General features: G+C 63.4%; 9 protein-coding genes. 8 read left to right on the top strand and 1 reads right to left on the bottom strand.

Annotated elements, in window-relative coordinates:
- Window positions 1-296 precede the first annotated feature (296 nt).
- From carA to OU995_RS21085, 4 genes are all read left to right on the top strand, one after another.
- Window positions 297-1457 carry a glutamine-hydrolyzing carbamoyl-phosphate synthase small subunit gene (gene carA, locus OU995_RS21100; protein ID WP_267832090.1) on the top strand — a complete coding sequence of 387 codons (1161 nt, stop codon included), beginning with the start codon at window positions 297-299 and terminating at the stop codon, window positions 1455-1457.
- A gap of 12 nt (window positions 1458-1469) precedes the next feature.
- Complete coding sequence (gene carB, locus OU995_RS21095) at window positions 1470-4736, top strand: carbamoyl-phosphate synthase large subunit (protein WP_267832089.1); 3267 nt, start codon at window positions 1470-1472, stop codon at window positions 4734-4736.
- A gap of 82 nt (window positions 4737-4818) precedes the next feature.
- Window positions 4819-5295, top strand: a complete 477-nt coding sequence (greA, locus tag OU995_RS21090; RefSeq protein WP_058934852.1) for a transcription elongation factor GreA — start codon at window positions 4819-4821, stop codon at window positions 5293-5295.
- On the top strand, window positions 5295-5744 hold the full coding sequence (locus OU995_RS21085) for a DUF4149 domain-containing protein (RefSeq protein WP_267832087.1): 450 nt from the start codon (window positions 5295-5297) through the stop codon (window positions 5742-5744). The genes greA and OU995_RS21085 overlap by 1 nt, the downstream gene beginning before the upstream one ends.
- A gap of 52 nt (window positions 5745-5796) precedes the next feature.
- Here the strand turns inward: OU995_RS21085 and yhbY are convergent, their stop codons facing one another.
- The gene (yhbY, locus tag OU995_RS21080; RefSeq protein ID WP_267832086.1) at window positions 5797-6273 is read right to left on the bottom strand and encodes a ribosome assembly RNA-binding protein YhbY; all 477 of its coding nucleotides are present in this window, start codon (window positions 6271-6273) and stop codon (window positions 5797-5799) included.
- Between the two features lie 30 nt (window positions 6274-6303).
- Here yhbY and OU995_RS21075 point away from each other — a divergent pair, with 30 nt between their 5' ends.
- The 4 genes from OU995_RS21075 (at window position 6304) to glmM (ending at window position 11515) form a co-directional block, all read left to right on the top strand.
- A complete protein-coding gene (locus OU995_RS21075) occupies window positions 6304-6975 on the top strand; it encodes an RlmE family RNA methyltransferase (RefSeq protein WP_267836324.1) in 672 nt (223 codons plus the stop codon).
- 257 nt (window positions 6976-7232) lie between these two features.
- Window positions 7233-9137: an ATP-dependent zinc metalloprotease FtsH gene (gene ftsH, locus OU995_RS21070; protein WP_324288644.1), complete on the top strand. Its 1905-nt coding sequence runs from the start codon at window positions 7233-7235 to the stop codon at window positions 9135-9137.
- Between the two features lie 135 nt (window positions 9138-9272).
- A complete protein-coding gene (gene folP, locus OU995_RS21065; RefSeq protein ID WP_267832085.1) occupies window positions 9273-10118 on the top strand; it encodes a dihydropteroate synthase in 846 nt (281 codons plus the stop codon).
- A 62-nt stretch (window positions 10119-10180) separates the two neighbouring features.
- Complete coding sequence (glmM, locus tag OU995_RS21060) at window positions 10181-11515, top strand: phosphoglucosamine mutase (protein ID WP_267832083.1); 1335 nt, start codon at window positions 10181-10183, stop codon at window positions 11513-11515.
- Window positions 11516-11893 lie beyond the last annotated feature (378 nt).

Genomic DNA, 11893 nt, shown 5'->3' with positions numbered 1-11893 from the left:
AACATCCTTGGCGCCCACTCCTCTAAGCACATCTGCACGTCCACGTGCTGATGCAAGAACAGGGTTGGAACAGGGGTCGGACAAGCGCAAAAGCCTAATCAGGCTACATCAGGACAGCGCGAACCCCGAGCCTGGGTTTCCAGGCATGCACACACCCGTCAGGACGGAGGGATGTGCATCGGAGGCTCAGTGAGAAGTGAACCGCCGAAGGGTCTGCAGAGAGCCTGCTGCCTCCGACGTCACCGCCCCTTGGGGCTGGAGCAGAGCTGGGCGCGCGCACAACAACGGAGTTACCCGTGCTGCCCGATCTGCTTTCCCTCCCCCCAGCGATCCTCGCCCTGGCAGACGGCACGGTCTTCAAGGGTTCCGCGCTCGGCGCTGCCGGCCGGACCGTCGGTGAAGTGGTGTTCAACACCTCGCTCACCGGCTACCAAGAAATCCTCACTGATCCCAGCTACTGCCGCCAGATCGTCACCCTGACGTATCCGCACATCGGCAACTATGGCGTCAATGATGAGGACGTCGAGGCGACGAAGATCCATGCCGCAGGCCTGATCATCAAGGAAGCTCCGGTCCTTGATTCCAACTTCCGCAAGACGCGTTCGCTGCGCCAGTACCTGCAGGACGAAGGCACCGTCGCCATCGCCGACATCGACACCCGTCGCCTCACCCGCGTGCTGCGTGAGAAGGGGGCCCAGAACGGCTGCATCCTGGCACTGAAGGCGGGTGAGCCGATCACCGAGGCGCACATCCAGGAAGCCATCCAGCTCGCCAAGGGCGCGCCCAGCATGGCCGGCCTGGATCTGGCCAAGGTCGTCAGCCGCACCGAGCGCGAAACCTGGACCCAGACCGAATGGACCCTGGGCAAGGGGTATGGCGACCAGGCCGCCCCGCGCTTCCATGTCGTGGCCTACGACTTCGGCGTGAAGAGCAACATCCTGCGCATGCTCGCGTCGCGCGGGTGCCGCATCACCATCGTGCCGGCCCAGACGCCGGCCTCCGAGGTGTTTGACCTGGAACCCGATGGTGTGTTCCTGTCCAACGGCCCCGGCGATCCGGAGCCCTGTGATTACGCCATCAAGGCCACCGCTCAGCTGATCGAAGCCGGCATCCCGACCTTCGGCATCTGCCTGGGTCACCAGATCATGGCCCTGGCCTCCGGTGCCAAGACCTTCAAGATGAAGTTCGGCCACCACGGGGCCAACCATCCGGTCAAGGACCTGGACAACGGCCGCGTCAGCATCACCAGCCAGAACCACGGTTTCGCGGTGGACCCGGAATCGCTGCCCGCGAATCTGCGTGCCACCCACATCAGCCTGTTCGACGGCACGCTGCAGGGCCTGGCCCGTACCGACAAGCCGGCCTTCTGCTTCCAGGGTCACCCGGAAGCCAGCCCCGGCCCGCATGACATTTCCTATCTGTTCGACCGCTTCATCGGTCTGATGTCCAAGGCCTGATGGAGACCCGCAATGCCAAAACGTTCTGACATTCAAAGCATCCTGATCATCGGCGCGGGCCCGATCATCATCGGCCAGGCCTGTGAATTCGACTACTCCGGCGCCCAGGCCTGCAAGGCCCTGCGCGAAGAGGGTTACAAGGTCATCCTGGTCAACAGCAACCCGGCGACGATCATGACGGACCCCGACACGGCGGACGTCACCTACATCGAGCCCATCACCTGGCAGGTGGTCGAGAAGATCATCGCCAAGGAACGCCCGGACGCGATCCTGCCCACCATGGGCGGCCAGACCGCGCTGAACTGCGCCCTGGACCTGCACAAGCATGGCGTGCTGGAGAAGTACCAGGTCGAGATGATCGGTGCCAACGAGAAGGCCATCGAGAAGGCGGAAGACCGCCTGAAGTTCAAGGACGCGATGACCAAGATCGGCCTGGATTCGGCCAAGTCGGGCATCGCGCATTCCATGGAAGAAGCCTGGGCGGTGCAAAAGCGCATCCTGGCCGACATCGGCGGCAGCGGCTTCCCCATGGTCATCCGCCCCAGCTTCACGCTGGGCGGCACCGGGGGCGGCATCGCCTACAACCCAGAGGAATTCGAGGAAATCTGCAAGCGCGGTCTGGACCTGTCCCCAACCAACGAGCTGCTGATTGAAGAATCGCTGATCGGTTGGAAGGAATACGAGATGGAAGTGGTCCGCGACAAGGCGGACAACTGCATCATCGTCTGCTCCATCGAGAACCTGGACCCGATGGGCATCCACACCGGTGACTCCATCACCGTGGCCCCCGCCCAGACGCTGACCGACAAGGAATACCAGCTGCTGCGCAATGCGTCGATCGCCATCCTGCGCGAAATCGGCGTGGACACCGGCGGTTCGAACGTGCAGTTCTCGATCAATCCGGAGAACGGCCGGATGATCGTGATCGAGATGAACCCGCGGGTGTCGCGTTCGTCGGCGCTGGCTTCCAAGGCCACCGGCTTCCCGATCGCCAAGATCGCGGCCAAGCTGGCGGTCGGCTACACGCTGGACGAGCTGCGCAACGACATCACCGGCGGCATCACCCCGGCGTCGTTCGAGCCCAGCATCGACTACGTCGTCACCAAGATCCCGCGCTTTGCCTTCGAGAAGTTCCCGATGGCCGACTCGCGCCTGACCACCCAGATGAAGTCGGTGGGCGAAGTGATGGCCATGGGCCGCAGCTTCCAGGAGTCGTTCCAGAAAGCCCTGCGCGGCCTGGAAACCGGCATCGATGGCCTGACCGAACGCAGCAGCGACCGCGAAGAAATCATTCAGGAAATCGGCGAGCCCGGCCCGGAACGCATCCTTTTCCTGGGTGACGCCTTCCGCGTGGGCATGACGCTGGACGAGGTCTATGAAGAGACGGCGGTGGACCCGTGGTTCCTGGCCCAGATCGAACAGCTGGTGAAGATCGAGCAGAGCCTGAAGGGCCGCAGCCTGGCTTCGCTCAGCGCCGATGAGCTGCGCCTGCTGAAGAAGAAGGGCTTCTCGGACAAGCGCCTGGCCAAGCTGATGGGCACCAACCAGCATGAAGTGCGCAAGGCACGCCATGCCTTGAATGTCCGCCCGGTCTACAAGCGCGTGGATACCTGCGCTGCTGAATTCGCCACGCAGACGGCCTACATGTACTCCACCTATGACGAGGAGTGCGAAGCCAACCCGACCGACAAGAAGAAGATCATGGTGTTGGGCGGCGGCCCGAACCGGATCGGCCAGGGCATCGAGTTCGACTACTGCTGCGTCCATGCCGCCCTCGCCATGCGCGAAGACGGCTACGAGACCATCATGGTCAACTGCAACCCGGAAACCGTCTCGACCGACTACGACACCTCCGACCGTCTCTACTTCGAGCCGGTGACCCTGGAGGACGTGCTGGAAATCGTGGCCAAGGAAAAGCCGGTTGGCGTGATCGTGCAGTACGGTGGCCAGACGCCGCTGAAGCTGGCGCTGGACCTGGAAGCCAATGGCGTGCCCATCATCGGTACAACGCCGGACTCCATCGACATGGCGGAAGACCGCGAGCGCTTCCAGCAACTGCTGCACAAGCTGGCGCTGAAGCAGCCGCCCAACCGCACCGCTCGCAATGAAGAGCAGGCCGTGGCATTGGCCAATGAGATCGGCTACCCGCTGGTGGTGCGTCCCAGCTATGTGCTGGGCGGCCGTGCGATGGAAATCGTGCACGGCGACAAGGATCTGGAGCGCTACATGCGAGAAGCGGTGCGTGTCTCCGAGAAGTCCCCAGTGCTGCTGGACCGCTTCCTGGAAGACGCGGTGGAAGTGGACGTTGACTGCATCTGTGACGGTGAAGACGTCATGATGGGTGGCATCATGGAGCACGTGGAAGCGGCTGGGATCCACTCCGGTGACTCCGCCTGCTCGCTGCCTCCCTACACGCTGTCCAAGGAACTGCAGGAAGAGCTGCGCCGCCAGACCGCTGCCATGGCGCGTGCCCTGAAGGTGGTGGGCCTGATGAACGTGCAGTTTGCCATCCAGGGCGATGTCACCAAGGGCCTGGCCGAGAACACGGTCTATGTGCTGGAAGTGAATCCGCGTGCCTCGCGCACGGTGCCATTTGTGTCCAAGGCCACCAGCCAGCCACTGGCCAAGATTGCCGCCCGCTGCATGGCTGGCATCAAGCTGAAGGACCAGAAGGCCGCCGGTGGCAAGCCGCCGGTGGAAATCCAGCCGCCGTATTTCTCGGTCAAGGAAGCCGTCTTCCCGTTCAACAAGTTCCCAGGCGTGGACCCGATCCTGAGCCCGGAAATGCGTTCCACCGGGGAAGTGATGGGGGCAGGGCGCACCTTCGGTGAAGCCATGCTCAAGAGCCAGCTCGGCGCTGGCTCGCGTCTGCCGCGTCAGGGCAATGTGCTGATCACCGTGAAGAACGGCGACAAGGAACGTGCCGTGCATCTGGCCCGCGAACTGGTCGCCCTGGGCTTCGGCGTGGTGGCCACCAAGGGCACCGCAGCGGCGATTGCCGACGCCGGCATTCCGGTGCGTGTGGTCAGCAAGGTCAAGGATGGTCGTCCGCACATCGTGGACATGATCAAGGGCGGCGACATCCAGCTGGTCTTCACGACCGTGGACGAAACCCGCGCCGCCATCGCCGACAGCCGCCATATCCGCCAGGCCGCCCTGGCCAACCGTGTGACCTACTACACCACCATGGCCGGCTGTGAAGCCGCCGTGGAAGGCATGAAGCACCGGGATGGTCTACTGGTGCAATCGCTGCAGGAACTGCACGCCGAACTGCATTAAACTGGTGTCACCCATTCCGCCGCCGCTGCTCAGCGTCCCTGAGCGGCAGCGGCGGTTTGTTTTGTTTTTCAAGGTTCTACACATGGCCACGATCCCACTGACCAAGCGCGGCGCTGAAAAGCTGAAGGAAGAACTGCATCGACTCAAGACGGTCGAGCGTCATGCCGTGATCAACGCCATTTCGGAGGCTCGCGCGCAAGGTGACCTGTCCGAAAACGCCGAATATGAAGCGGCCAAGGACAAGCAGGGCTTCATCGAAGGCCGCATTCTTGAAATCGAAGGCAAGCTGGCTGCCGCCCAGGTGATCGACCCGTCCGAACTGGATGCGGGCGGCCGCGTGGTGTTTGGCACCACCGTGGATCTGGAAGAAGAGGAAAGCGGCGCCGCTGTCACCTACCAGATCGTGGGTGATGACGAGGCCGACCTCAAGCAGGGTCTGATCTCGATCAGTTCCCCCATTGCACGTGCCCTGATCGGCAAGGAAGCCGGTGATGTGGCCGAAGTGCAAGCCCCGGGGGGCATCAAGCGCTACGAGATCGTCGACGTCCGGTATCTCTGATGCTGAGCCGCCTCCGTGCGCTGCTGGCGGCCTTGTGGGCAGGTGAGCTGCTCACGGTGGCGCTGCTGGCTGCGCCGAACGCCTTTGCCGCGTTGGAGCGCTCCCAGGCTGGCCTGTATGTGGGTCGGCTGTTCGAGATGGATGCCCGCATCGCCCTGGCGGCAGGCCTGCTGCTGGTCATGATGGAGCGCCGCCTGCAACGGGATGGCCTGTCGCAGGGGTCTGCCATGGGCTGGCCGATGGTGCTTCCGCTGGTGGCGCTGCTGCTGACGGTGCTGGGTTATTACGGCCTGCAACCCTTGATGGAAGCGGCCAAGCAGGGCACGGGCACCTGGACCTTCCTGCAGCTGCATGCGGTGTCCATGGTGTTCTTCGGGCTGCGGCTGATCGCGGTGCTGATGCTGGCCTGGCGGGTGGTGCCGCGGCCGGGCGCAGGGGTCCAGGCGTAAAAAAGGACGGCCATGGCCGTCCTGGTGGGGCGATGGGTCCGGAGCGAGCGCCTCAGGTGGCGCTGGACTTCTTGACGCTGGTCTGGCGCGGCTTCTTGGCGCGCTTGATCTCGCCGCCCTGGGTCACGCGCTGGTTGCCCAGCACTTGCACCTTCTTGATCTGGGGGCGGTTGTTGCCGCTCTTGGAGAATTTCACGATCTTCACCATTTTCGGAGCAGGGCGGGCGTCTTCACGGACAGCCTTTTCCTTCTCCTCGGCCGGACGCCACAACACCAGCAGCTTGCCGATGTGCTGAATGGGGGCGGCGTCCAGTTGGTCGGCCAGGGTGGCCAGGATGGTCTCGCGGCCCTCGCGGTCGTCCGACATCACACGCACCTTGATCAGGCCATGGGCCTTGAGCGCGGCGTCGACTTCCTTGGTCACCGCAGGGGTGAGACCGTCCGCGCCTATCATCACCACAGGATCCAGGTGATGGGCATCGGCGCGTTTGTCCTTGCGCTGGGCAGGGGTCAATTGAATAGCAGGCATGTGCCCATTATCGCGAATGAAGTCCGAGCAATGAAAGTCGACACCAAAAGCAAGAAGGTGAACAAGGCGTGGCTGAACCAGCACGTCAACGATCCCTACGTGAAATTGGCCCAAAAAGAGGGCTTCCGCTCCCGTGCGGCCTACAAGCTGAAGGAGATCGACGAGGAATTCCAGCTGATCCGCCCCGGCCAGGTGGTGGTGGACCTGGGCGCGTCACCCGGCGCCTGGAGCCAGTATCTGCGTCGCCGCTTCGCCCCGAAGGAAGCGGGCGTTGGTGGCGCGGCCGCCGGGCAGCTCAACGGCCGCATCATTGCGCTGGACCTGCTGGAGTTCGAGCCGATTGAAGGCGTGGAGTTCATTCAGGGCGATTTCCGCGAAGACGCCGTGCTGGCCCAGCTGGAAGCGTCGCTGCAGGGTGCCCCGGTCGATCTGGTGGTGTCTGACATGGCGCCCAACCTCTCCGGTATCGCCACCACGGATGCCGCCCGCATTGCCCATCTGATCGAGCTGGCGTTGGATTTTTCTGCCAAACACCTCAAACCCGAGGGGGCTCTGGTGGCCAAGGTGTTTCATGGCGCCGGTTACGATGAGCTGGTGAAAGCGTTCAAGGAACAGTTTCGGAAGGTGAAAACGGCGAAACCCAAGGCTTCCCGTGACAAATCTTCAGAAAATTTCCTGGTAGGCATCGGTTTGAAGCGCTGATCGGCCTCCAGGCTGCTCGGCCGCTTTTTGGGCCCGATGTAGGCCGAAATTCGCATAAAAGCTCAAGCAAATCGGTAGTAAACCCATTCTTCGAAGCCATCTGCGGCTTCGACCGTGGCAATATCTATCGACGGACATGGAATTGCCAATCAGGGGTGGGGACTTGACTGTCCTAGAATCAACCCCATGTACCGTCCAAGTCCTGCGCCATGGAAGTTTCTGTCGGCAGCAGGGGACGGAAAGATGAAGGAGTCGCGGTGAACAATCAGTGGTTCTCGAAGGTGGCTGTGTGGATGGTGATCGCCCTGGTGCTGTTCACTGTCTTCAAGCAGTTTGATCGCAGCGCAACGCAGGGGAATCCAATCGCTTACTCCGACTTCCTCGAAGAAGTCCGAGCCAAGCGGATCAAGCAGGTGACGCTCCAGGAGGGCGGCTCCGGCACAGAAATCAACGCCGTCACCACCGATGGCACCAAGCTGCGCAGTACGGCCACGTACCTGGATCGCGGCCTGGTGGGCGATCTGATCAACTACGGCGTCAAGTTCGACGTCAAGCCGCGCGAAGAGCCGTCGGTCCTGATGGGCATCCTGCTCAGCTGGGGCCCGATGCTGTTGCTGATCGCCGTCTGGGTGTATTTCATGCGCCAGATGCAGGGGGGTGGCAAGGGCGGGGCGTTCAGCTTCGGCAAGTCCAAGGCGCGCATGCTGGACGAGGCCAACAACTCGACCACCTTTGCTGACGTGGCTGGTTGCGACGAAGCCAAGGAAGAGGTCAAGGAACTGGTCGACTTCCTGAAGGACCCGCAGAAATTCCAGAAGCTGGGCGGTCGTATTCCGCGTGGCGTGCTGCTTGTGGGCCCTCCCGGCACCGGCAAGACGCTGCTGGCCAAGGCCATCGCCGGTGAGGCCAAGGTGCCGTTCTTCACCATTTCCGGTTCTGACTTCGTCGAAATGTTTGTCGGTGTGGGCGCTGCCCGCGTGCGAGACATGTTCGAGCAGGCCAAGAAGAGCGCGCCCTGCATCATCTTCGTGGACGAAATCGACGCCGTCGGCCGCCATCGTGGCGCTGGCCTGGGCGGCGGTAACGACGAACGCGAGCAGACCCTCAACCAGATGCTGGTGGAGATGGATGGCTTTGACACCAACCTGGGTGTCATTGTGATGGCCGCCACCAACCGCCCGGACATCCTGGACCCGGCCCTGCTGCGTCCCGGTCGTTTCGACCGTCAGGTGTATGTGACGCTGCCCGATGTGCGTGGCCGTGAGCAGATCCTGAACGTGCACATGCGCAAGGTGCCGGTGGGTCAGGACGTCCGTGCCGACATCCTGGCGCGTGGCACTCCCGGCTTCTCCGGTGCTGACCTGGCCAACCTGGTTAACGAAGCTGCCCTGTTTGCCGCGCGCCGCAATGGCCGTGTGGTGGACATGCAGGACTTCGAAAAGGCCAAGGACAAGATCATGATGGGCCCCGAGCGCAAGTCCATGGTCATGCCCGAGGAAGAGCGCAAGAACACGGCCTATCACGAGGCGGGTCATGCCCTGGTGGCGCGGCTTCTGCCCAAGACCGACCCGGTCCACAAGGTCACGGTCATCCCGCGTGGCCGTGCCCTGGGCGTGACGATGCAGCTGCCGGAAGGCGATCGCTACAGCATGGACAAGGAGCGCATGCTCTCCACCATCTCGGTGCTGTTCGGTGGCCGGATTGCAGAAGAAGTGTTCATGAACCAGATGACCACTGGCGCCAGCAATGACTTCGAGCGCGCCACGGCCATCGCCCGCGACATGGTCACCCGCTACGGCATGACCGACGAGCTGGGTCCGATGGTCTATGCCGACAATGAAGGGGAAGTCTTCCTGGGCCGTTCGGTCACCAAGACCACCAACATGTCGGAAGAAACCATGCGCAAGGTGGACCAGGAGATCCGCAAGATCATCGACGAGCAGTACAGCACCGCCCGTCGCCTGATCGAGGAGCACCAGGACAAGATGCACGCCATGGCGACCGCGCTGCTCGAGTGGGAAACCATCGATGCCGAGCAGATCGAAGACATCATGGAAGGCCGTCCCCCACGTCCCCCGAAGGACTGGACGCCGCCCACCAACAAGCCTGACAACGGTGGCACGCCTGCCGTGACCACGGGCGGTGCGCACGCCGCAGCTTGACCCTGCGCAGGGCGTAGTCCCTGCTGATGCGGTACGCTCACAAGGCCGGTTCTGATGAACCGGCCTTTTTCTTTGGCTGACTGTGTTGCTAGTCTTGCTGAGCCCCGTCTTGTCGGAAACGAAGGTCCGTGCCCCATGAGTCCCCAGATCTGGAAAACCACCCGCTTTGACCTGGACCTGTCGGAGCGTCCTCTGGTCATGGGCATCGTCAACGTCACGCCGGATTCTTTTTCCGACGGTGGCCAGCACAACGACCCGGGCAAGGCCATCGACTTCTGCGAGCGGTTGCTGGGCGAGGGGGTGGACATCCTCGATCTGGGGGCGGAATCCACCCGTCCCGGCGCCCCCAAGGTCAGCGCGAAAGAGGAATGGCTCCGCCTGGAGCCGGTGCTGCGGGCGGCCTTGAGCCTGGGGGTGCCGGTGTCGGTGGACACCTCCAAGACCGAGGTCATGCAGCGGGCGCTGGACCTGGGCGTGGACATCATCAATGACGTCATGGCCCTGCGCGATGCTGGGGCCGAGGAGCTGCTGGCCAGCCATGTGGCGGCCGGCATCTGCCTCATGCACATGCGGGGCGACCCCGCCACCATGCAGCAGCAGACCGGCTACATCGATGTGGTGGCCGAAGTCCGGGACTTTCTTCAGGTCCGGCTGGATCGGCTCATCGGCCTGGGTGTGGCGCCGGAGCGCATCACACTGGACCCTGGCTATGGCTTTGCCAAGACGGTGGAGCAGAACATCGAGCTGCAGCGCCGACAGCGCGAACTGCTGGACATGGGCCGGCCGCTGCTGGTGGGCTGGTCCCGCAAGAGCACACTCGGCGCGCTCACCGGCCGCGCGGTGGATGAGCGCCAAAGTGCCAGTGTTGGCGCGGCGCTGGCCACCGTGGCCCTCGGCGCCCGGGTGGTGCGGGTGCATGATGTCGCCGCTACCGTGGACGCGCTCAAGGTCTGGGAGGCCTTCACCAGATCGACGGGCTGAAATACGCCGTTCGCATGGGCGACAATGACGGCTCCAGATAGAAAAGTCAGAGGTTGCTCCTTATGAGCCGGAAGTATTTCGGTACCGATGGAATCCGCGGCACGGTGGGTCAGACGCCCATCACCCCCGATTTCATGCTGCAACTGGGTCATGCGGTGGGGCGTGTGCTCAAACGCAGTTATGCCAAGCCCAGCGTTCTGATCGGCAAGGACACCCGTATTTCCGGCTACATGCTGGAGTCGGCGCTGGAGGCCGGCTTTGCTTCGGCCGGTGTGAACGTGTTGCTCACCGGGCCGCTGCCCACGCCGGGTGTTGCGTATCTCACCCGTGCCTTGCGCCAGCACCTGGGCGTGGTCATTTCCGCCTCCCACAATCCGTTCGCCGACAACGGCATCAAGTTCTTCTCCTCCAAGGGCGAGAAGCTGCCGGACGCCTGGGAGCTGGATGTGGAAGCCGTGCTGGAAGAGTCCCCGGTGTGGGTCGATTCGGCCAGCCTGGGCCGTGCGCGCCGCCTGGATGATGCCCAGGGGCGCTACATCGAGTTCTGCAAGGCCAGCTTCAGCAACGACCTCAGCATGCGTGGCATGAAGCTGGTGGTGGACGCGGCCAACGGCGCGGCCTACCAGGTGGCGCCGTCGGTCTTCCATGAACTGGGCGCGGAAGTGATTTCCATCGGCACCAAGCCCGATGGTTTCAACATCAACGACAAGGTGGGCGCCACCGCACCGCAGGCCCTGGTGGCGGCGGTGAAGGAACACCAGGCGGACTACGGCATTGCCCTGGACGGTGACGCCGACCGCCTGCAGATGGTGGACGCCCAGGGGCGGCTGTTCAACGGCGACGAGCTGCTGTTTGTGATGGTGGCGGACCGCCTGGCGCGTGGTGAGCGGGTGCCTGGCGCAGTGGGTACGCTGATGACCAACATGGCGGTCGAACTGGCCTTGCGCCAGCGTGATGTGGAATTTGTCCGCGCCAAGGTGGGCGACCGTTATGTGCTGGAAGAGCTGGCCAACCGTGGCTGGCAGCTGGGCGGGGAGGGCTCTGGCCATCTGCTGGCCCTGGACAAGCACACCACCGGCGACGGCATCGTCAGCAGCCTGCTGGTGCTGGAAGCCGTGGCCCGCAGTGGTCGCCCGCTGGCGGACCTGCTGGAAGGCGTGACGCTGTTTCCCCAGACGCTGATCAACGTGCGCTTGCAGGCCGACCAGCAGGATTGGAAGAGCAATTCCGCACTGGCCCGCACCGAAGCCGAAGTGATGGCCGAGCTGGGTGACCGGGGGCGGGTGCTGATCCGCAAGTCCGGCACCGAGCCGCTGCTGCGGGTGATGGTGGAAGCCAGTGACGCCGACCTGGCCCAGCGCTGCGCTGAACGCCTGGCGGCTGCAATCAAGGGTTAACCCTTAAAAGAAAGCGCCGGGCGGGGCCCGGCGCCATGTGCATTGGATATCGTTGGAATTGTTGGTATTGATGGTATCGGTCGCGTCGGTGCGCTGACTCTTCGGGTGCTGAAGCCTTTCTCCCCACTTGACCCGCCCGACTGGCTCCTGATGGAGTGCGTGGTGATGGCGGGTCATCCAGCCGTGAGAGCCTAAAAGGCGAACATGACAGCGGGGTGAATCGAATATGACAGCTCCGAAGGCCCGGGCGACGGCTCCCGGAGTAGTTCAACCTCACCTCCTTGGTGGGCCCCCGCTCGGGCATGGGTGCCGCAGGATCTGCCGCATCGCGCCCACCTGATGGGGCGGCGCCACCTGCACTGTCATATCCGTCACTGT

The sequence above is a fragment of the Roseateles sp. SL47 genome, from assembly GCF_026625885.1.
Taxonomy (GTDB): domain Bacteria; phylum Pseudomonadota; class Gammaproteobacteria; order Burkholderiales; family Burkholderiaceae_C; genus Roseateles.
Note: the sequence above shows the minus strand (reverse complement) of the source record. Positions and strands in the feature narration are given on the sequence as shown.